We start from the raw sequence: 20,820 nt of genomic DNA, 5'->3' as shown, positions 1-20,820 counted from the left end.
TGTCTGTAGGACATGCCGGAATCGGAGGAAGGCTATGCCGCAATGCCATCCTCGGTACGTGACGTGTGTGTTAAGTTTCGCGGCTTTTACAGGGAGGCCATCATGAAAGAACGTCAACGCCGCACCAAGATCCTCGCCACCCTCGGACCGGCAACGGATGCGCCCGGTGTGCTGGATACGCTGTTCAAGGCGGGCGTCAACGTGGTGCGCCTCAACTTCAGCCATGGCGACCCCTCCGGCCAGGCCAAGCGCGCCGCCGAAGTGCGTGCCGCTGCGGCCCGCGTCGGTGCCGAAGTCGGCATCCTGGCCGACTTGCCGGGCCCGAAGATCCGTATCGAACGTTTTGCCGAAGGCAAGATCAAGCTGACCATGGGCGATCGCTTCGACCTGGTGGCCGATGCCAACGCGCCGGCTGGCGACCAGACTCAGGTTGGCGTCAGCTATCTGGGTCTGCCGCAGGACGTGACCGCCGGCGACGTGCTGCTGCTCGACGATGGCCTGATGCAGTTGCAGGTCACCGATGTGCAGGGCGCGCGCATCGTCACCAAGGTGTTGAACGATGGCGTGCTGTCCGACCGCAAGGGCCTCAACAAGCAGGGCGGTGGTCTGTCGCTGGGCGCACTGACCGAACGCGACAAGGAACTGATCGGCATCGTCGCCAAGATCGGCGTGGACTTCATCGCGGTGTCGTTCTGTCGCAATGCGCAGGACATGCACGACGCACGTCAGATCGCCCAGCAGCATGGCTGCGATGCGCAACTGGTGTCCAAGATCGAGCGCACCGAGGCGATCGAAAACCTGGTCGAGATCGTCGAAGCCTCCGATGTGGTGATGGTGGCGCGTGGCGACCTGGGCGTTGAAATCGGCGACGCCGAATTGCCGGGCCTGCAGAAGAAGATCATTCGCGAATCGCTGGCGCAGAACAAGGTGGTGATCACCGCCACGCAGATGCTGCAGTCGATGGTCGAAAGCCCGATCCCCACCCGCGCCGAAGTGCTGGACGTGGCCAACGCGGTCATCGACGGCACCGACGCGGTGATGCTCTCGGCCGAGACCGCCGCTGGCGCCTATCCGGTGCGTGCGGTGGAAGCGATGGCGCGCATCTGTCTGGGGGCCGAACACCAGTTCGAGTTCGATACCGACTTCGAAGCGGCACAACGCAATCTGCAGCGCGCCGACCAGGCGATTGCGATGGCGACCATGTTCCTGTCCGAGCACATCGGCCTTGGCGGCGTGGTGGCGTTGACCGAATCCGGGGGCACGCCGCGCTTCCTGTCGCGCTTCCGCTCCAATATGCCGATCTACGCCTTCACCCGTCACGATGGCGCACGCCGCCAGATGGCGATGATGCGTGGCGTGTTCCCGATCAGCTTCGACAGCCGCGGCCTGACCCCGCGCGAGGCCGCACGTGCGGCGATCCGTCTGCTGGTGGAGAACGAGCGCATGGGGCCTGGCGACCGCGTGGTGTTTACCAGTGGCGAGCACATGGAAACCCATGGCGCCACCAACACGCTGCGCCTGCTGGAAGTGGGCGAAGACGGCCGCGCCACCGGTCTGGGCGAGCTGTAACGCCTGTCGACCGCATCCGGCGCATGACCTGAGCCGGAACAGACCCGACACACGACGGCGGCCCCAGGGCCGCCGTTGTGCTGTGTGCCGACCTGGCCGCTGGACGCGCGCCAGCAACACGTAGAGCGCACCTGGGCGCGACGGGCTGTATCGAGCATGCCCGTCGCGCCCAGGTGCGCCAGATCGTCGCCGGATCATTGGTCAACGGCCGGATCCGGCGAGTACTCAATGCCCACCACCTCACACGCGCGCTGCTGCAACGGTGCTGGTGATGGCGGAACAAGACGCTGTCCACGATATAACGCACGCCGCAGGCGCAGCTCTGTGGCGACAGACGAAGCAGCAACGCGGCCAACCCCAGCTAACTCACGCATGGCTCCGTATCAACGCGCCAGCGTAGTCACTGCAGCCATGCATCCCAGCATCGCAAGCGCCACGCCGCGCACCATGCTCAGCTTTGCCGATTCCCGATTCCCGATTCCCGATTCCCGATTCCCGATTCCCGATTCCCGATTCCCGCGATGCGAGCAGCAGCACACATCCTGTCACGCATGCACGTGTAATCGGTTGCAGGCATTCCGTGAAGGAATGTGTACGACTTTCGTCGCTATACTTTCGTTCTCCCCCGCAGCTGCCACAGGAACTACATGAGCATCGAACAGCTTGCCGAAACCGCCCAGGCGATGGTCGCCCCGGGTAAGGGCATCATCGCCATCGACGAATCGACCAGCACGATCGCCAAGCGTTTTGCCAGCGTCGGCATCGAGAACATCGAAGAGAACCGTCGCGCCTATCGCGAACTGTTGCTGACCACGCCCAAGCTGAGCGACTACATCTCCGGCGCCATCCTGTTCGACGAGACCATCCGTCAGAAGACCAAGGATGGCGTGCCGTTCGCCGAGTACATGACCGCCCACGGCATCATCCCGGGCATCAAGGTCGACAAGGGCGCGCAGCCGCTGGCCGGCATGCCGGGCGAACTGGTGACCGAAGGCCTGGACGGCCTGCGTGCGCGTCTGGAGGAGTACTACACGCTGGGTGCGCGCTTCGCCAAGTGGCGTGCGGTCATCAATATCGGCGAAGACATCCCGTCCGGCACCTGCATCGAGGCCAACTCGCATGCGCTGGCGCGTTACGCTGCGCTGTGCCAGGAACAAGGCCTGGTGCCGATGGTCGAGCCGGAAGTGATCATGGACGGCAGCCACGACATCGAAACCTGCTACGAAGTGACCGAAGCCACGCTGCGCTCGCTGTTCGGTGCGCTGTATGAGCAGAACGTCGTGCTCGAGGGCACCATCCTGAAGGCCTCGATGGTGATCTCCGGCAAGAGTTGCGAAGAGCAGGCCAGCATCGAAGAGGTGGCCGAGTCCACCGTGATGTGCCTGAAGTCCACCGTGCCGGCGATCCTGCCGGGCATCGTGTTCCTGTCCGGCGGCCAGACCGACGAGCAGTCCACCGCCCATCTCAACGAGATGCACCAGCTCGGCACTCTGCCCTGGCCGCTGAGCTTCTCCTACGGCCGCGCCATGCAGCAGGCCGCGCTGAAGCTGTGGGCCAAGGACATGACCGGCAACTTCGCCAAGGCGCAGCAGGTCATCTACGAGCGCGCCAAGGAAAACGGCCTGGCCGCGCTGGGCAAGTGGAAGGGTTGATCGATTGATGAGGGCTGCAAGGCTGCCGCATCGATAGAACAAAAGCGCCGGCACCGATGCCGGCGTTTTTGTTTGCTGCATCCACAGGTTCACTTCGATGCCGCGCGAAAAACGCAAGCGAAAAACGCAAAGGGCGCCTTACAGCGCCCTTTGCTCAATTACATGCTCAATCCAGCCGGTCGATGCGACATGCAGCCCACGTCAATCCAATCTCAGGCCGCCGCAGTTTCCTGCGTCGCCAACGCCTGCTGGTAGGCCTTATAGGTCGCCTCGTTATAGGCCACCAAGACGATGTGCTTGGGCACCTTGTGCGAGCGCTGCCAATCGCGCGTTTCGGTCACGGCGATGCGGGCCGCCTGATACAGCGGATAGCCGTAAATCCCGCAGCTGATCGCCGGGAACGCAATCGAGTGCAGCATCATCTGTTCGGCGAGTTTCAGCGATTGCCAATAGCAGTTGGCCAGCTGTTCGGGCTCGTTGTGCCTGCCGTCGCGCCACACCGGGCCAACGGTATGAAAAATGTGGCGTGCCTTCAGATCGAACCCGTCGGTGATGCGGATTTTGCCGGTGGGGCAACGCACGCCCGGACGCACTTGCGGCAGTGCCTCGCAGGCTTCCAGCAAGCGCGGGCCGGCGGCACGGTGGATGGCGCCATCGACACCACCACCGCCCAGCAGTGATTCATTGGCGGCGTTGACGATGACGTCAACGTCGAGTTCGGTGATGTCGCCTTGCCAGACTTCGATTCTCATAGCGCGATAATTATGCGAATTGCATGATGGGCGCGTGATGGGGAGCACGCTGCGGATCTGCACGCTATCGGCCATTCATCTCATCTGCTGCGACTGTCTGACGGAGTGGAATATATGCCGTTCCGCGTCAGCTGGGCGCTCTCTCGGAGCGATCGGCAGCAACGCTCGCCACGCACGAGGTGATGCATTTCGGCTCTACAACCAGCGGCGGACGCGCGCGCAGTAGTCGTTGTAGTGGCGGCCGAATTCGGCCCGTAGACGCGCCTCTTCGAACGGGATGACATAGCGCTGCAGCGCAAGCCACGGCAGCGGCACCAACACAACCGCCCACAGCAGGCCAAGTTGCAGGCACAGGCCGACGTAGCTCAGCACCAAGGCCAGGTACATCGGGTTGCGGGTGACACGATACGGGCCGTCCAGCACCAGGCGCGAGGGATGACCGCTGGGCATGATGGTGGTGCGCCGACGCGCAAACAGGATGAAGCAGCTCACCGCCAGCGCCAGGCCGAGACCGGCGATGCCGCCGCCAGCCACTTCGATCCAGGCCAGTGGCGTGGGAGGGGTGAGAGGCAGATCCAGCGCCTCTTGCAACCATGCGCCCAGCCCCAGGGCTAGCGCGAAGTGGACCGGGGAGGTCATCTTTACCAGCCATGGCGCCCGCGCGGCGCGGGTCTCGCTGTGTCCATACGGCTGGTTGCTCACACATTTCTCCCTACATCGCGGCCGCCATCCTAACGTTTCCTTGACATGGACGGGAGTGCGGGCGTGTCTGTAGCTGGGAACAGGACGGATGCTGCGCCCGGCGCCAAGGCGTGCCGGGTACGCTGCCACGTCCTTGGTTTCGGCAATACCGCGTGCGCTTTCGCCTTGAGGCGGTCAGGGATCGTTGGCATGAGGTGCCCGCCGCTATGCAGCGTCTTCCGGCGCACATACGCTGTTCGGCCGTGGCCAAAAAGCCGCGTATCGCGCGGCTTCAGGTGTGGTCATCGACTGCGCCCGATCAGGGTAGCCCGGCCAGCCAGTCGTCGTCGGAGCCTTCGTTGATGTCGGCGAACAGCGGGGTCGAGAAGTAGCGCTCGCCAGTGTCGGGCAGCATCGCCAGGATGACGGCGCCAGGCACCGCGCCTTCTGCCACGCGCAGCGCGGTGGCGACGGTGGCGCCGCCGGAAATGCCGGTGAAGATGCCTTCTTCGGCGGCCAGGCGCCGCGCTACGGTGATGGCGTCGGTGTCTTCCACGCTCAGCACCTCATGGGCGACCTCGCGGTTGAGCACCTCGGGTACGAAGTCCGGGGTCCAGCCCTGGATCTTGTGCGGCTTCCAGTCCTGGCCTTGCAGCAAGGCGGCGCCAGCCGGCTCGGTGGCGGTGATGCGCACTTCCGGGCGCGCAACGCTCAAGACCTCGCCCACGCCGGTGAGGGTGCCGCCGGTGCCCCAGCCGGTGACGAAATGGTCCAGCCGGTGGCCGGCGAAATCGCGCAGGATCTCGGCAGCGGTGGTGTTGCGGTGGTAGGCCGGGTTGGCCGGATTGGCGAACTGGCTGGCCAGGAACCAGCCGTGCTGTTCGGCCAGTTCCTTCGCTTTGCGCACCATGCCGCTGCCGCGCTCGGCAGCCGGGGTCAGGATGACCTTGGCGCCATAGGCACGCATCAGCTTGCGGCGTTCGATGGAGAAGGTTTCCACCATGGTGGCGACGAACTTGTAGCCGCGCGCTGCGGCCACCATGGCCAGTGCCACGCCGGTGTTGCCGGAGGTGGCTTCGACGATGGTGTCGCCGGGCTTGAGCAGGCCGCGCTGTTCGGCGTCCAGGATGATCGCCAGCGCCAGCCGGTCCTTGACCGAGCCGCCGGGATTGAACGATTCGACCTTGACGTACAAGGTCACGTTGTCCGGGGCGAGGCGTTGGAGCTTGACCACCGGGGTGCGGCCGATGGTGTCGAGAATGTTGTCGTACAGGGCCATGGGGTCTCCGTCGGAATCAGGCTGCGTGGGCCAGTGTGGGCGTGTGGGGCGTTGCGCCGGGTGAGTGCGGCGACGAGGCGCTCAGCGGCGCGCTGCCGAACCAATGCAGCGTCTGCGCCAGTGCCGTTACCTCGCCCAGGATCAGCAGCGCCGGTGCGGTCACGGCGTGCTGCCGGGCGCTGGCGGCCAGGCTGGCGAGCGTACCGGTGATCACGCGTTGCTGCGGGCGCGAGCCGTTTTCGACCAGCGCAAACGGGGTGGAGGCTGCGCGCCCGGCCTGCAGCAGCCGCTGCTGGATGGCGTCCAGCCCGGCCACGCCCATGTAGAAGGCCAGCGTCTGCCGCTCCTGACCGAGCGCCTGCCAGTCCAGCGTGTCCAGCGAGTCCTTGCAGTGCGCGGTGATCAGCCGCAGCGATTGCGCGTGGTCGCGGTGGGTGAGCGGGATACCGGCATAGGCAGCGCAGGCGATGGCGGCGGTGATGCCGGGAATCACCTGGAAGCCGATGCCGTGCGCGCGCAGGAATTCCAGCTCTTCGCCGCCGCGGCCGAACACGAATGGGTCGCCGCCCTTCAGCCGTACCACGCGGCGACCGGCGCGGGCGTGTTCCAGCATCAGGGCGTGAATCTGTTCCTGCCGGGTGCTATGGCCTTGCGCCGACTTGCCCACTTCGATGAGACGCGCGCCTTGCCGTGCCAGGCGCAGGATCTGCGGGCTGACCAGGCGGTCGTGCAGCACCACCTCGGCCTGACGCAGCGCGCGCAGCGCATGCCGGGTGAGCAGGCCCGGATCGCCGGGGCCTGCGCCGACCAGGCTTACGTTGCCGGGTACCAGCGTGCCGATCGCGCTGCGCGATCCTGCGGAGCGCGCAGGAACCGTTGCGGACGCCGCAGGCGCTGCGGCGTGGGTCAGCAGCCGATGGGCACTTGCTGCCTGGCGCAGGGCGTCGTTGAGCGCTGCCGATTCGCTGGCGGCGATGGTGAGCCATAGCGGTTGGTCGGACTGCGCCAGCCATGCCGGGTCGAACCGGCCGGCCAACCAGCGCAGCCGCCCTGCCTGCGCCCAGTGCCGCAACTGCGTGGAGAGCTCGGGCGCGCCGACCAGCGGCAGCGCACCGGCCTGCAGCAACTGGCCAGTGGCGCGCTCGGCATCGGCGCCGCCGCCGACCACCAGGACGGCACGGCCACGCAGGTCGGCAAGCAGCGGAAACGCAGGAGTCACGGTTCGGCGGCATCGTTGGGGGAGGGCCAGACCGTAACGCTGGCTTATAGCCGTCGGAAATGACTTCATACATCCTAAAAATAGCGTTCGGTTATAAGCTGGCCCGCAGAACTCCTCTACAGTCGAATCCCTTGTAGCGCCTCGCGCTTTTTTGGATATAAGCCCATGACGCTGACCCAACTTCGCTATCTGGTGGCCATCGCCGATGCCGAGCTGAACATCACGCTGGCCGCCGCGCGCGTGCACGCGACCCAGCCCGGCCTGTCCAAGCAGCTCAAGCAGTTGGAGGACGAACTGGGCTTTCTGTTGTTCGTGCGCAAGGGGCGCAGCCTGGATGCGGTGACGCCGGCCGGTGTGGAAGTGATCGAGCGCGCGCGTGCGGTGCTGTCGGAGGCCAACAACATCCGCACCTATGCCGCCAACCAGCGCCGCGAAAGCCAGGGCCAGCTGACCCTGACCACCACCCACACCCAGGCGCGCTTCGTGCTGCCGCCGGCGGTGGCGCAGATCAAGAATGCCTACCCGCAAGTGAGCGTGCATCTGCAGCAGGCCGCCGAAAGTGCAGCCCTGGATCTGCTGAGCCAGGGCGATGCGGACATCGCGGTGGTCAGCACCGCCGGTGGCGAGCCGAGCGCCGGCATCGCAGTGCCGCTCTACCGCTGGCGGCGGCTGGTGGTGGTGCCGCGGGGGCATGCACTGGATCACCCACGCACGGCGCCGGACATGCACGCGCTGGCCGAACATCCGCTGATCAGTTACGAATCCTCCACCCGGCCGGGTTCCTCGCTGCAGCGCGCGTTTGCGCAGGTGGGGCTGGAGCCGAGCATCGCGCTGACCGCGCTGGATGCCGACCTGATCAAGACCTATGTGCGCGCAGGGCTTGGCGTGGGATTGGTCGCGGAAATGGCGGTCAATGCCTTCGACGAGGATCTGCGCGCCTGGCCGGCGCCCGCGCCGATTGCCGAGTGCATCGCCTGGGCGGTGCTGCCGCGCGACCGCGTGCTGCGCGACTACGCCCTGGATCTGGTGCATGTGCTCGCGCCGCAAATCGACAAGCGCGATCTGCGCCGGGTGCTGGACGGCAATCAGGCACCGAACTGGCCACTGCCGCCGACCTGGGAATCGCTGACCCAGATCATCACCAGCTGAGCGGCACGATGACCGAGCCATTGCGTCCGGCACTGAGCAGACTGTGGTCGTCCGAGCCGGACGGCGGCATGTCGCTGCAACTATCGGCCAGCATCGAGGGCCGCGAGCATGAGGTAATGACGGTGCTGGCCGACCCGCGCGACGAAGCGTTATGGGTGGCGGTGCAGGCGGGCAGCACGCGCGTGCAGATTCCGCTGGAGGTGCTGCGCAAGGCGCTGGACGTTGCGGCCGAGGATGTGCATTCGGCGGAGTGGTTCGCGCGCCAGGATGCGGCTGCGTCCGACGTCTGACGCTGCGATATGGGCGGCTAGCACACCCTCGCGAGCAGTTGTCAGGCGGTATGGACGGCGCACAGGAGTGGTGGGAGTGGACGTGTGTGCATAGCCGTTCCAGGTACTGGCTGCCTGGCGCTGCAATCGGTGCGTTCGCGATGACGCCGGTGCTGCGCTGCAGCGCAATTGTCCGGAAAAAATGCCTGTAGAATCAAGGTGATGCGCATGGGCCCAACTGCGCCGCAGCGTGTGCTGTGGGTGATTTTCCCTACCCGTGTCAGGGCGATGCAGTTGGCGTCTACCGGGCGCATCAAGTTGCGCGCTGCGTTGTCGAAAACCCTTATAGCAATCATGACGCGACACTCTCGGACGTCTAGGGGTGGACGGCGCAGAGCTGGCGATGCAGGTGATCGCATTGCCGGTGTGTTTCGCGGTGTCGTCGAAGGTTGCTAGCGCTGTCGCATCGCTGTTGCGCGAGGCTGTGCACAGAGCGGCTGGCGCATCCGGGTCCCTGGGGAGAGGCCCGGCATGCTTGGCGGCGGATCCGGGTCGGGAGCCTGGGTCCGCCTTTTTTTGTGTTCCGCAGCGGCACCTCGCTTGAAGATGGAACACCGCCTAGACCTGCCATGCCACAGCAGACAGTGCGCGATCCAGGCCGGTGCTGGTTTGCATGCCTGCGGCGAGTTGCCGGGTCTCAGCGGTCGCCGCTGACGCGGGTTTTCGCATGGCATCTGCTATCGGCTGCTGCAACGTCGGCGCGACGGGACGGAGTGGCCGCGCGTTCTGGTCTGGCCGCAGATCGCTGCCCAAACCGGTGCGACCCCAGGCGTACGCCGCGCAGCCCGAACACGCTGCGAGCCACGCATCGTCAAGCCAAGGGAATCCGCACCGAAAAACAGGTGCCGCCCTGCGGCCGTGGCCGGACGTCCACCTCGCAGCCCAACGTCTCGGCAGTGCGATGCACGATCCACAGGCCGATGCCCAAACCGTCGCTGCGCGGGTCGGCCTGGCGGAACGCCTGGAAGACCTGCTCGGGATGGTCCATGTTCAAGCCGATGCCGCTGTCGATGATGTCCACTTCCGCAAAACCGGGGCGGCGACGAGTGCCGACCAGCACGCGGCCACGCTCGGTGTACTTGATGGCATTGCCGACCAGGTTGCCGATCAAGGTGGTCAGCAGTGTGGGGTGGCTGCGCACGCGCAGCGAGGTGTGCACGTAGCGAAGGGCCAGGTACTTGTCGATGGCCGGTTGACGCCACACGCCGAGAACCGAATGCAGCACGTCTTCCAGCTGCAGCGGCTGCAGGTCCGGCATGGCGGCCTCGCTCGCGGCGGCCAGCGTGGCCAGCTCGTCCAGGCTGCGGCCGACCAGGCTGATCGCATCGCGTGCGGTCACCAAGGTCGGAATGGAGTCGACGTTGGCATGCCGACGCATCTTGTCGATGGCATAGGCGGCAGTGCGCAGCGGGGTCTTCAGATCATGTCCGGCGATGGCCATCAGGCGGCTGCGGTAGCGATCCGATTCCTCGGCGATGGCCAGTGCGCGGCGTAGTTCCAGCTGCGCCATGGTCTGGCGTGCCAGTGCACGCAGGGCTTCCACCTGCTCGTCGGTGAGCTGGCGTGGTTTCCGGTCCAGGACGCAGACCGTGCCCAGCGGCAGGCCGTCGGGCGTCTTCAGCAAGGCACCTGCATAGAAATAGAGCGGTGCTTCGCCGGTGACCAGCGGGTTGCGCGAAAAGCGGATGTCTTCGCGCGTGTCCGGCACCACCAGCACATCGTTGTCGAGCAGCGCGTGCGCGCACATCGACTTGAACAACGGGGTCTCGCGCTCGCCCATCCCGAGCTCGCTCTTGAACCACTGGCGGTCCGCGTCGACCAGGCTGATCAGCGCGATCGGCGTCTGGCAGATGATCGAGGCAAGCCGGGTGATGTCTTCGAAGGCCGCTTCGCGCGGGGTGTCGAGAATGCCGTAGCTGCGCAGCGCCTGGAGACGCAATGCTTCGCTGGGAGGCTTGGGTGCGCAGGGAAGCGGTTCGGCCGCTCGATCGGACAGGATGGTGCTCATGCGCGCAGCTACAAGGTGGAAGCGGCAAGCATAGGGCATGCCAAGGCTCATCATGTGTCTACGGTCACAGAGGCCGGACGAAAGTGTGACTGCCGACCAGCACGGCGACGCGTGACGCGTCCGGCGTGCGGTCAACTGGCTCGGAAGCTGAAGCGGCAGGCCCAGCCGATTCTGGCGCGCCGGTTCCGGCGCATGCCTGGGCGCGGATCATTCGGGGCGACCGGTGCAACCGGGTGCGACATCCGGTCGCGCATCGGCCGCGACCATCGCCCCGGCTTGCGTGGCGGCTTACACTTCCAGGCATGCTGCGTTTGTCCCGTCGCCACCGGTTGTTGCCCCTGCTTGCCTGTCTGGCGGTGGTGCTGATGCTGGTCGCTCCGCTGATCAGCCGCTGGAGCCAGGCGCAGCCGAGCGAGCCGATGTGCATGGGCGTTCCGGCCCTGTCGGCAGAGAGCTCGCTGCATGCCGGCCATCGAACCCAGCCGCCAGCTATGGCCGTGGACGCGCAGCCCGGCGCCGTAGTGAACACGCAGCACGCCGGCAGCCACGACGCAGCGACGCATGGTGAAGCCTGCGATTACTGCGTCTTGGCCGCACGCTTGCTGCCAGTGCTCATCGTGGCGTTGCTGTGCCTGCTGCAGCTGCGGCCGACGCCGGCTCCGGCGGTCACCCAGGCAAGCGCACGCGCGGTCTTTCGATGGGCCGCACTCGGCGCACGCGGACCACCGCTGGCTGCATAAGCTGGCCCCTGTGCGGGCGTCCATGCAGCAATGCCCCGTGCGCGCCTGAGGTTGTCGGCGTCACTGCCGGGCAGTGCGGGCGACTCGCTTCTTATCCAGTGATGCCGATGCGCGCCGCGACGGTGGCAGCGCACGGCTGTGCGGCCGTGCAGTCACGGCGAAGGGTTGGTCATGCGTCTGCGGTTGTTGAAAGCGATGTGGTGCGCGCCGTCGTTGGCGTTGGTGTGGGGGCCTGCATGTGATGTGCAGGCGCAAGACGCGGCACTCACCCTGGGCAAGCTGCAGGTGAGCGAGCATGCGCAGCGCAGCCCGAGTACGGTGCGCGTGCTGAGCTCGGTGGATGTGATCGGTGGCGAGCTGCTGCACGATCAGCATGTGGACTACAGCTGGGAGCTGCTGATGCGCGCGCCCGGGGTGCAGGTTACCCAGTTCCGCATGGGTACCGATGCAGGGCGTTTTTCGTTTCGCGGATTCAATGGCGAAGGACGCATCAATGCGGTGAAACTGCTGATCGACGGCATCCCCAGCAACGACAACGCCGGCGCCATGCCGTATCTGGACGCGGTATTTCCGCAGGACATCAGCGCCATCGAGATCGTGCGCGGCACCAACGACGCGCGCTATGGCTTGAATGCCATTGCCGGCAGCGTGGACGTGCTCACCCGTACCGGCGGCAACGACGGCCGCTTGAGCGTGACGGCCGGCAGCTTCGATGCGCGCGAGGTGCAACTGAGCAAGGGGTTCGAACAGGGCGTCTGGAGCCAGAACTATGTGCTGGCCTGGCGCGACTCGGACGGCTATCGCGATCATGCCGACGCACGCAAACGCAGCGTGGCGGGCAAGTGGTTCTACACCGACCCGGACGGTGCATTCCGCGCAGGGCTCACCACGCGGTACTACGACAACCATGCCTTGGAAGCCGGCTATCTGGATGCCGCCACCGCACGTGCGGCGCCGCGCAGCTCGCCGGACTATGCGCAGGACGACCGCAGCGAGCGTCGCACGAGCCAGACTGCGTTGCATGCGGACGGTGCGCTCGGCGAGCAGGCGCAATGGAGCGCCAAGGCCTACCAGAACGACTACCACAATCAACGCTGGGTACGGTTTTCTGCGGCCGGGCTGCAGCAGGAACGCGATACCGACGAAACCCATCGCGGGCTGCTGCTGCGTAGCAACTGGCAGCCGGACTGGGGCGCGCTGCAGGCCAACCTGGAAGCCGGGGTGGATGCGCAGTGGCAGGACAACCAATCGCAGCGGTATCGCACCGTGGCGCGTGTGCGCGGGGCACAACTACGCGATTGGGACTACGACCTGCGCACGCGTGGTGCGTATGTGCAGGCGGTGCTGACCCCGATTGCACGCCTGCAGCTGGTGCCGGGGTATCGCATCGATCGTGTCGATGGACAGCTGCACGACGTGCTGGCCGGCGTCGTCGCGCCAACCTACGACTACGGCACCATCAAGCAACCCAAGTTCAGTGCCAGCTACCGCGTGGGCGAGCAGGGCAGCGTGTATGCGAACTGGGGGCGCACGTTCCAGATCGGCAGCGGCGATGGCGCCTACCGCCGCCAGCCCGGCAATCTGGGGCCCTCGATCAACGACGGCTGGGAGACCGGCTTGAAGTTCGCACCGTCGTCCCTGCTGGATGGGCGCCTGGCGTATTGGGAGCAGCGCGCATCCGGGGAGGTGGCGACTGTTCTCGGCGTCAATGGCGTGGTGGGCATCGGCGATGTGGCCAATGTCGGCCGCACGCTGCGGCGCGGGTGGGATGCGCAGCTCAACTTGCAGCCGGCTGAGCATTGGCGCGCGTGGGTCTCGTATTCGCGGCAGAAGGCCAGCATCGCCACGCCCGATCCGAGCGCCCCGGCCACGCGCGGCAAGGAGATCGAAAACGTGCCGCACTGGTTGGCCACCGCCGGGCTGGAGTGGCAGGTCGGTTCGTCGGTGCAGTTGAGCGCCTGGGGCAATGCGCAAGGCGATTACTACCTGGAACGCACCAACACGCTGGGCCGCACCGGTGGCTACGCCTTGCTCAATCTGGGCGCGCGCTGGGCCGTGGATGCGCGCAATGCGCTCAGCCTGCAGCTGCGCAATGTCACCGATCGTGCGTATGTGTACGCCTGGTACGACAGTGGCAGCTCCGGTTACTCGCCCGGCGATGGGCGTGCGTTGTCGGTGTCGTGGGATTGGAGCTTCTGATGCATGCAACGACTGACCAGGGTCGCGTAGACGACGCGCGCCAAGGTAGCCGATGGCGCTTCTATCGCGCGGTGTGGCGCTGGCATTTTTATGCCGGGCTGCTCGTGCTGCCCTTCATCATCTGGCTGGCGGTGACCGGGGCTGCGTTCTTGTACCAGGACGCCATCGATCGCAGCGTGCACCACGGATTGAAGGTGGTGCCGATAGGCGATGCGCGTCTGCCCGCACAGCAGTTGGTTGCCGCTGCACAAGGGCGCTACGGCGGCAGCTTGTTTGTGTACACCACGCCCAAATGCGCGGATGCGAGCGCCGAGATCGGGCTGGTGGATGCGCACGGCGTGCGGCAGGTGGCGTATGTCGATCCGTACCGTGCGCAGGTGTTGGGCGCCCTGCCCGAGCATGGCACGCTCGGCTGGACGATCCGCCGGCTGCATAGTCTTGCGCTGGTGGGCCCATATGCCCGCGGCCTGATCGAAATGGCCGGCGGATGGGCCATCGTGCTGGTGCTCACGGGTGTGTATCTGTGGTGGCCGCGCGGGCGACGCGGCGGCGTGATCAGTGTGCGTGGCAAACCGAAACAGCGGCTGTTCTGGCGCGACCTGCACGCAGTGACCGGTGCCGGGGTCGGTGCGATCCTGCTGTTTCTGGCGCTGACCGGCATGCCGTGGTCGTGGCTATGGGGGGCGCAGGTCAATCGGTGGGCCAATGGACATGATTTCGGCTATCCGGCCGGGTTGCGCGTGCAGCAGCCGATGTCGCAGCAGCGCTTGGCCGACAGTGGCGAGCCGGCGTGGTCGTTGCAGCAGGCGCGCCTGCCGGAATCTGTGGTACCTGCACAGCGAACCGGCGCGGTGGATGAGCGCGCGCATGGCCAGCAAGCGCATGCGTTGCAGATGGGCGACGAGCATTTCGAGCACTCCGGGCACGGAGCGCTCCCAGCAAGCGCAGCGCATGCAGGCCACGAAGACCACGCAGCGCACCCTGGCCAGTCGGGGCACGCGGCCCAGCACGCGCACTCGGCAGACAACGCACATGCCGATCACGGCGATTCCGCTGGATTCGCTGCGCCGGGACGCGGCGCGATCGGTCTGGATGCAGCGATGGCGCGTTTCGAGGCACGCGGCATCCTGCCGGGATATAGCGTGGCGCCGCCGCGTGGTGCGACCGGGGTCTATACCGCGTCGGTGTACCCGGCCGATCTGCAGCGGCAGCGGGTGATCCATTTGGATCAGTACAGCGGTGCGCTACTGCTGGACATGCGCTATCGGGACTACGGGCCGCTGGCCAGGCTGCTGGAATGGGGCATCAACGTGCATCTGGGCCAGCAATACGGCACTGCCAATCAGTTGATCCTGTTGCTCGCCTGCATCGCCATCGTGCTGTTATGCGTCAGCGCGGCGGTGATGTGGTGGAAGCGCCGCCCCAGCGGTAGCTTGGGCGTACCGCCGTTGCCGGCCGACCCGCGCACGCTACGCGGCCTGATGGCGTTGCTGGCGCTGTGCGGGCTGATCTTCCCGCTGGTCGGCCTGTCGTTGTTGCTGATGTGGGTGTTCGACCGTTACTGGATGCGGCGCGCTCACGCCGATGCCTCGGCGGGGTGATGCGTGCGCCGGTGCATGAGTGCAGCTCGCAGCGCACTGCCGTTGCATGCTGGATGCAGCGTGCCCATGCAGCTGCGCACATGCTGGTGAAGCGTCACCCCCGTACAAGCGCAACTGGCAACTGGCCGTTGCCGCTAGATATCTTCGTGGATGCCGCACTCGCGCTTCAGACCGAAAAAGCGCGTGTCTTCTTCGCGCATGCCGGGCTCCCAGCGACGCGTGGTGTGGAAATCGCCGATGGACACGTAGCCTTGTTCCCATAGCGGGTGATACGGCAGGTCGTGCGCTTGCAGGTATTGCCACACATCGCGATCCGTCCAGTCGGCAATCGGGCTGATTTTGTAACGCTCGCCGCGCTTCTGCACGATCGGCGTCTGCGCTCGGCCGCCGGACTGGCTGCGGCGCAGGCCGGTAAACCAGGTGCCCACATCGAGTTCGTCCAAGGCCCGGCGCATCGGTTCGACCTTGCGCAGATTGTTGTATTGATCGATGCCGACCATGCCTTGCTCCCACAGGCGGCCGTGGCGCGCTTCCATCCAGGCGCGGCTGACCAACGGGCGATACACCTTGAGATTGAGCTTGAGTCGCTCGGTCAAGGCATCGGCGAAACGGTAGGTTTCCGGAAACAGATAACCGGTGTCGATCAGGATCACCGGGATGTCCGGACGTTGTTGACTGAGCAGATGCAGGGTAACCGCCGATTGCGCGCCGAAGCTGGACGACAAGGCCGCGTTCTGCGGGCCGTGCTGCAGCGCCCAGGCCACGCGTTGATCGGCACGCAGCCCTTCCAGCTGCGCATTGAGCGCGTCCAGATCGTCGAACGCGGAAGACGTGATCGATGCAGCAGGCAGCGCGGTCATGCGAGCAATTCCAGGTCGAGGCGACGGTGCGTGGGGTAGGGCGGCAATGCGATCACCCCGGCGCGATGCAGGAAATCGCCGAAGCCTTCATCGTTGGCGTGGTCGCGTTCGGCGGCATAGCGCGCCAACAGCGGTTCCAACGCGGCCAGGATCTCCGGCTCGGTGATGTTTTCGCGATACAGCGTATTGAGCCGCTGCCCGCGACGGTCGCCACCCAGCATCAGGTTGTAGCGCCCGGGCGCCTTGCCGACCAGCGCGATCTCGGCAAGATACGGGCGCGAGCAGCCGTTGGGGCAGCCGGACAGGCGCAGCACGATCGGCGTCTCGGCCAGGCCGTGCTGTTGCAGCAGCGGCTGCAGCGCCGCGCTGAAATCGGGCAGATAGCGCTCGGCCTCGGCCATCGCCAGGCCACAGGTTGGCAGTGCCACGCAGGCCATTGCGCCGCGCGCCAAGGCAGTGGCGGACTGGTTGCCGGCATCCAGCCCGTAGTGCGCGACCAGCGCATCGACGCGTGCGCGCTCGCTGGCCAGTACGCCGGCGATCACCAGGTTCTGGTTGGGCGTCATGCGGAACTCGCCAACGTTCAACTGCGCGATTGCGCGCAACCCACTCAGATGCGCTGCGGTATCGGTGTCGGCAATGCGGCCGGCCGGCAGCGACAGGGTCAGATGCCATAGCCCGTCTTCGCCTTCGACCCAGCCATAGCGGTCGCCGTTGTGGTCGAACGCGAACGGCTGCGCCGGTTGCAGTGCGAAGCCTGCGCGGCGGGCGATCTCGGCCACGATGGTGTCCAGCCCGTGGTCGTCGATGGTGTACTTGAAGCGTGCGCGCTTGCGCACCGCACGGTTGCCGAAGTCGCGTTGCGTAGTGACCACCGCAGTGGCGATATCCAGCAACTGGTCGCGGGTCACGAAGCCGATCACGTTGGCCACGCGCGGCCAGGTCTCGGCATCGCCGTGCGAGGCGCCCATGCCGCCACCGATGCTGACGTTGTAGCCCAGCAACTGCCCATCGCGCAGGATGGCAATAAAGCCCAGATCGTTGGCGAACACGTCCACATCGTTGAGCGGCGGTGCGGCGAAACCGATCTTGAATTTACGCGGCAGATAGCGCTCGCCGTAGATCGGCTCGTCTTCGCTGCCGGAGCCGGACACGCGCTCTTCGTCCAGCCAGATTTCGTAGTACGCCCGCGTGTTGGGCAGCAGGTGCTCGGACACGCGCGCGGCATCGGCATACAGCGTGGCATGCGCCTGCGACAGCAGCGGGTTGGCGGCCACCTGCACATTGCGATTCACATCGCCGCAGGCGGCCAGCGTATCGATCAAGGTGGCATTGATGGCCTGCATGGTGGCCTTCAGTTCGCGCTTGATCACGCCATGGAACTGGAACGCCTGGCGCGTGGTGATGCGCAGCGAATGATTGGCGTAGCGGGTGGCGATGCCATCCAGCGCCAGCCATTGCGTGGGCGTGATCACCCCGCCCGGCGTGCGCGTGCGGATCATGAACTGGTACGCCGGCTCCAGCTTCTGCCGCCGCCGCTCGTCGCGAATATCGCGGTCGTCCTGCTGGTAGCTGCCGTGGTACTTGATCAGGGTCTGATCGTCCTCACGCAATGCACCGGTCACCGCATCGGCCAGGCTCTGTTCCAGCGACCCGCGCAGACGGCGGCTTTCGGATTTGATGTCTTCTACAGAGTGGCTCATGACGGGATTCGGCATTCGTGATTGGGGATTAGCAACAGCAAAGCGCGGGCATTACCCGCACAGCACAAAGATCGCGGACACCTGCTCTCACGAATCCCCAATCCCGACTCCCCAATCCCGGCACTAATAAACATCCCGCGCATACCGCCCCTCCACCTGGAGTTGCGTGAGGTACGCGCTGGCGGCCTCGGCATCGAGCGCGCCGTGGCTGGCGACGATCTCGAGCAGGGCGGCATGCACGTCCTTGCCCATGCTGATAGCACCGCATACATACACATGCGCGCCGCCCTGCAGCCAGGCATAGACCTCGGCACCGCGCGCGCGCAGGCGGTGCTGGACGTAGAGCTTTTCGGCCTGGTCGCGCGAGAACGCCAGATCCAGCCCGTGCAACTCGCCGCGTTGCAGGGCCTGCTGCCATTCGGCCTGATACAGGAAATCGGTATTGAAATGCTGGGCGCCGAAGAACAGCCAGTTACGGCCCTTGGCACCGGTTTCCGCTCGCTCCTGCACAAAGCTGCGGAACGGCGCCACGCCGGTGCCCGGGCCGATCATCAGGATGTCGCGATCGGCATCGGCCGGTACCCGGAAGCGCTCGTTCGGTTCGATGTAGACCGGCGCGGTGTCGCCTTCGCCAAGCGCGGCCAGAAAGCCGCTGGCCGCACCCAGATGCGCATGCCCATGCGCCTGGTAGGTGACCTCGTCCACGGCCAGATGCACTTCATCGCCGACGCGCTTGCGGCTGGAGGCGATGGAGTACAGCCGCGGGTTGAGGGAACGCAGCGCGGCGAGCAGGCCGGCGTGGTCCCAATCCGCCGGCCAGCGGCGCAGCACGTCGATCACTTGATGATCGGCAAGCAGCGACGCCAGGCCGGCGGTCTGGGTGGGGTCGAGCAGCGCTTGCAGCTCTTGCGCGCCTGCGCGCTCGGCATGTGCGGTGAGAAACGGCCGCGACAGCTTGGTCAGTTCGCGTTGGGTGGCGAGCCATGCATGCAATGCCAGGGTCTGCTCGCCGACGGTGACTGCGGCATCGCCGTCCAACCGCAAGGTCTGCAGCACCGCATCGACCAACGCGGGCGGATTGCGATGGCGGATGCCCAGTGCGTCACCCGGCTCATAGCTCAGGCCGCTGCCTTGCAGCGAAAATTCCAGATGGCGCACGCGCTTGCCGGGCGCCGCATAGACGCGAAATCCCGGGCCCTTGAAGTCGCGTCCGCTGATGATCTGATTGGACAACAACTCGGCGGCGAACGGCTGCTGATGCGACCACACCGGCGTGGTCGGGCTGCTGCGCAGCGGCGTGACCGTGGCCGAGTGCAGGCCGCCCTTGAGCTGCTCGCGCGCGTGCGTGAGTGCCTGTGCGCGCCACGGCACGGCAACGCTGTCGATGTCCAGATCGGCTTCGCCGCGCGGCTGCACGCGGCTGCCGCCCAGTTCGGCCAGGCGTTCGTCGATGCGCCGGGCAATACCGCAGAAATCGGCATAACTGGAATCGCCAAGGCCCAGGACCGCGTACTTGAGCTCGGGCACCTTGGGCGCGCGACGGCTGGTCAGGAATTCCACCAGGCCGATCGCATCGTCTGGCGGGTCACCTTCGCCCTGGGTGCTGATCACCACATACAACAGCCGCTCACTGGCCAGCTCTCGGGTGGGGTAGGCGTCGGCGCGCACCAGGCGCACGCTCAGACCCGCGGCCTCGGCCTCGGCGGCTAGGTGCTCTGCCTCGCGACGGGCATTGCCGGTCTGGCTGCCGTACACCACGGTCAGGCGTTGGCCTTCCTGGGCGAGTGCGTGCGCCTGTCCGCCCGGCAACACCGCCAGCGAGCGCGGCGGATGGCCCTGCGCCAGCCCGGCAGCGTAGCCGGACAGCCACCACAGCGATGCGGTGTCCAGGCCGTCGACCAACCGGTCCAGCAGTACCTTGCGCTCGTCGGGCAAGGGGCTGGGCGGTAGCGCGGAACTGGCGGCGGTCATTCGGATCCGGGGAGTTTGATGAGAGTGACGATGTTAGGGAAGCGTTGTGCCCACCAGAAAGGAATTGCCGTTATCGCGTTATGCCGGGCGCTTATTTCGTGCACTCATCAGGGCGGCACACACTGCCGCGCCTTGCCCTACCATCGGCTGGTCTGCCCGCCGACATCCACGACATCCCGATGACTCTGCCGCCGCTTTCCCATCTCGACCGGCTCGAAGCCGAAAGCATCCACATCCTGCGCGAAGTCGCCGCTGAGTTCCGGGTTCCGGTCATGCTGTATTCGGTGGGCAAGGACAGCTCGGTGCTGCTGCACCTGCTGCTCAAGGCGTTCGCGCCGTCGCGGCCGCCGATCCCGCTGCTGCATATCGATACACGCTGGAAGTTCCGCGAGATGATCGCCTTCCGCGACCGCCGCGCGGCCGAGACCGGGGTGGACCTGCGTGTGCACATCAACCCCGACGGGGTTGTGCAGGACGTTGGCCCGATCAGTCACGGTGCCGCCGTGCACACCGACATCATGAAAACCCAGGGCCTGAAGCAGGCCCTGGAGCATGGCGGCTTCGATGCGGCGATCGGCGGGGCACGCCGCGACGAAGAGAAATCGCGCGCCAAGGAGCGCGTCTTTTCGTTTCGCACTGCGCGCCACCGCTGGGATCCGAAGAACCAGCGCCCGGAGTTGTGGAATCTGTACAACGCGCGCACCGGTCCGGGCGAAAGCGTGCGTGTGTTTCCGCTGTCCAACTGGACCGAGCTGGACATCTGGCTGTACATCTACCGCGAGAAGATTCCGGTGGTGCCGCTGTACTTGGCCGCCCCGCGGCCGGTGGTGGAGCGCGACGGCGCCTGGATCATGGTCGACGACGCGCGCCTGCCGCTGCACCCGGGCGAAACCCCGCAACTGCGCTCGGTGCGCTTCCGCACGCTGGGCTGCTACCCGCTCACCGGCGCCATCGACTCCAACGCCGACACGCTGGAAGCGGTCATCGCCGAAATGCTGGTCAGCACCAGCTCCGAGCGCCAGGGCCGCATGATCGACCACGCCCCGGGCGCCTCGATGGAACAGAAGAAGCTTGAGGGGTATTTCTGATGGGCAGTGATTCGGGATTC

Annotated in this window: 16 protein-coding genes; 8 read left to right on the top strand and 8 right to left on the bottom strand. The window is 66.1% G+C overall.

All coding sequences use genetic code 11. The annotated features are described in order from the left end of the window. Positions 1-102: 102 nt before the first annotated feature. Both pyk and J7360_RS01590 read left to right on the top strand, forming a co-directional pair. Positions 103-1,569: a pyruvate kinase gene (gene pyk, locus J7360_RS01595; protein ID WP_003487265.1), complete on the top strand. Its 1,467-nt coding sequence runs from the start codon at positions 103-105 to the stop codon at positions 1,567-1,569. A gap of 647 nt (positions 1,570-2,216) precedes the next feature. After that, positions 2,217-3,221, top strand: a complete 1,005-nt coding sequence (locus tag J7360_RS01590) for a class I fructose-bisphosphate aldolase (RefSeq protein ID WP_007964528.1) — start codon at positions 2,217-2,219, stop codon at positions 3,219-3,221. Between the two features lie 212 nt (positions 3,222-3,433). On the opposite strand, the gene J7360_RS01585 is transcribed toward J7360_RS01590, so the two are convergent. The 4 genes from J7360_RS01585 to cobA form a co-directional block, all read right to left on the bottom strand. Beyond that, entirely contained in the window at positions 3,434-3,973 is a 540-nt protein-coding gene (locus tag J7360_RS01585) for an O-acetyl-ADP-ribose deacetylase (RefSeq protein ID WP_057661192.1), read from the bottom strand. Between the two features lie 195 nt (positions 3,974-4,168). Continuing rightward, positions 4,169-4,675, bottom strand: coding sequence for an isoprenylcysteine carboxylmethyltransferase family protein (locus tag J7360_RS01580; RefSeq protein ID WP_057661174.1), 507 nt, complete (start codon positions 4,673-4,675; stop codon positions 4,169-4,171). Positions 4,676-4,973: 298 nt separating this feature from the next. Then, positions 4,974-5,933: a cysteine synthase A gene (gene cysK, locus J7360_RS01575; RefSeq protein ID WP_007964534.1), complete on the bottom strand. Its 960-nt coding sequence runs from the start codon at positions 5,931-5,933 to the stop codon at positions 4,974-4,976. A gap of 16 nt (positions 5,934-5,949) precedes the next feature. Then, positions 5,950-7,152, bottom strand: coding sequence for a uroporphyrinogen-III C-methyltransferase (cobA, locus tag J7360_RS01570; RefSeq protein ID WP_081027792.1), 1,203 nt, complete (start codon positions 7,150-7,152; stop codon positions 5,950-5,952). 165 nt (positions 7,153-7,317) lie between these two features. Between cobA and J7360_RS01565 the strand changes: the two genes are divergently transcribed. After that, positions 7,318-8,301: a LysR family transcriptional regulator gene (locus J7360_RS01565; protein ID WP_057661171.1), complete on the top strand. Its 984-nt coding sequence runs from the start codon at positions 7,318-7,320 to the stop codon at positions 8,299-8,301. A gap of 8 nt (positions 8,302-8,309) precedes the next feature. Further along, entirely contained in the window at positions 8,310-8,591 is a 282-nt protein-coding gene (locus J7360_RS01560) for a hypothetical protein (protein ID WP_022558606.1), read from the top strand. Positions 8,592-9,441: 850 nt separating this feature from the next. Here the strand turns inward: J7360_RS01560 and J7360_RS01555 are convergent. Next, entirely contained in the window at positions 9,442-10,638 is a 1,197-nt protein-coding gene (locus tag J7360_RS01555) for a GAF domain-containing sensor histidine kinase (RefSeq protein WP_057661169.1), read from the bottom strand. 302 nt (positions 10,639-10,940) lie between these two features. Between J7360_RS01555 and J7360_RS01550 the strand changes: the two genes are divergently transcribed. From J7360_RS01550 to J7360_RS01540, 3 genes are all read left to right on the top strand, one after another. Then, a complete protein-coding gene (locus J7360_RS01550; RefSeq protein WP_057661167.1) occupies positions 10,941-11,378 on the top strand; it encodes a DUF2946 family protein in 438 nt (145 codons plus the stop codon). A gap of 195 nt (positions 11,379-11,573) precedes the next feature. After that, positions 11,574-13,577: a TonB-dependent receptor gene (locus J7360_RS01545; RefSeq protein ID WP_057661188.1), complete on the top strand. Its 2,004-nt coding sequence runs from the start codon at positions 11,574-11,576 to the stop codon at positions 13,575-13,577. Then, complete coding sequence (locus J7360_RS01540) at positions 13,577-15,178, top strand: PepSY domain-containing protein (protein ID WP_057661164.1); 1,602 nt, start codon at positions 13,577-13,579, stop codon at positions 15,176-15,178. The genes J7360_RS01545 and J7360_RS01540 overlap by 1 nt, the downstream gene beginning before the upstream one ends. A 134-nt stretch (positions 15,179-15,312) precedes the next feature. On the opposite strand, the gene J7360_RS01535 is transcribed toward J7360_RS01540, so the two are convergent. The 3 genes from J7360_RS01535 to J7360_RS01525 all read right to left on the bottom strand — a co-directional run bounded on the left by J7360_RS01535 (position 15,313) and on the right by J7360_RS01525 (position 19,712). Continuing rightward, positions 15,313-16,038: a phosphoadenylyl-sulfate reductase gene (locus J7360_RS01535; RefSeq protein ID WP_022558611.1), complete on the bottom strand. Its 726-nt coding sequence runs from the start codon at positions 16,036-16,038 to the stop codon at positions 15,313-15,315. Then, positions 16,035-17,756, bottom strand: coding sequence for an assimilatory sulfite reductase (NADPH) hemoprotein subunit (gene cysI, locus J7360_RS01530; protein WP_081027790.1), 1,722 nt, complete (start codon positions 17,754-17,756; stop codon positions 16,035-16,037). Before cysI ends, J7360_RS01535 begins: the two co-directional genes overlap by 4 nt. A gap of 108 nt (positions 17,757-17,864) precedes the next feature. Beyond that, positions 17,865-19,712, bottom strand: a complete 1,848-nt coding sequence (locus tag J7360_RS01525; protein ID WP_057661161.1) for an assimilatory sulfite reductase (NADPH) flavoprotein subunit — start codon at positions 19,710-19,712, stop codon at positions 17,865-17,867. Positions 19,713-19,891: 179 nt separating this feature from the next. Here J7360_RS01525 and cysD point away from each other — a divergent pair, with 179 nt between their 5' ends. Next, positions 19,892-20,800 carry a sulfate adenylyltransferase subunit CysD gene (gene cysD / locus J7360_RS01520; RefSeq protein WP_007964555.1) on the top strand — a complete coding sequence of 303 codons (909 nt, stop codon included), beginning with the start codon at positions 19,892-19,894 and terminating at the stop codon, positions 20,798-20,800. Positions 20,801-20,820 lie beyond the last annotated feature (20 nt).

It is taken from the genome of Xanthomonas sp. D-99, assembly GCF_017746145.1.
GTDB classification, from domain to species: domain Bacteria; phylum Pseudomonadota; class Gammaproteobacteria; order Xanthomonadales; family Xanthomonadaceae; genus Xanthomonas; species Xanthomonas cissicola.
Note: the sequence above shows the minus strand (reverse complement) of the source record. Positions and strands in the feature narration are given on the sequence as shown.

Bases quoted from the DNA above. Each gene is read 5' to 3' on its own strand.
- pyk (WP_003487265.1), top strand. From the start codon at position 103: ATGAAAGAACGTCAACGCCGCACCAAGATCCTCGCCACCCTCGGACCG.
- J7360_RS01590 (WP_007964528.1), top strand. From the start codon at position 2,217: ATGAGCATCGAACAGCTTGCCGAAACCGCCCAGGCGATGGTCGCCCCG.
- J7360_RS01585 (WP_057661192.1), bottom strand. From the start codon at position 3,973: ATGAGAATCGAAGTCTGGCAAGGCGACATCACCGAACTCGACGTTGAC.
- cysK (WP_007964534.1), bottom strand. From the start codon at position 5,933: ATGGCCCTGTACGACAACATTCTCGACACCATCGGCCGCACCCCGGTG.
- J7360_RS01565 (WP_057661171.1), top strand. From the start codon at position 7,318: ATGACGCTGACCCAACTTCGCTATCTGGTGGCCATCGCCGATGCCGAG.
- J7360_RS01560 (WP_022558606.1), top strand. From the start codon at position 8,310: ATGACCGAGCCATTGCGTCCGGCACTGAGCAGACTGTGGTCGTCCGAG.
- J7360_RS01555 (WP_057661169.1), bottom strand. From the start codon at position 10,638: ATGAGCACCATCCTGTCCGATCGAGCGGCCGAACCGCTTCCCTGCGCA.
- J7360_RS01550 (WP_057661167.1), top strand. From the start codon at position 10,941: ATGCTGCGTTTGTCCCGTCGCCACCGGTTGTTGCCCCTGCTTGCCTGT.
- J7360_RS01545 (WP_057661188.1), top strand. From the start codon at position 11,574: ATGTGGTGCGCGCCGTCGTTGGCGTTGGTGTGGGGGCCTGCATGTGAT.
- J7360_RS01540 (WP_057661164.1), top strand. From the start codon at position 13,577: ATGCATGCAACGACTGACCAGGGTCGCGTAGACGACGCGCGCCAAGGT.
- J7360_RS01535 (WP_022558611.1), bottom strand. From the start codon at position 16,038: ATGACCGCGCTGCCTGCTGCATCGATCACGTCTTCCGCGTTCGACGAT.
- cysI (WP_081027790.1), bottom strand. From the start codon at position 17,756: ATGCCGAATCCCGTCATGAGCCACTCTGTAGAAGACATCAAATCCGAA.
- J7360_RS01525 (WP_057661161.1), bottom strand. From the start codon at position 19,712: ATGACCGCCGCCAGTTCCGCGCTACCGCCCAGCCCCTTGCCCGACGAG.
- cysD (WP_007964555.1), top strand. From the start codon at position 19,892: ATGACTCTGCCGCCGCTTTCCCATCTCGACCGGCTCGAAGCCGAAAGC.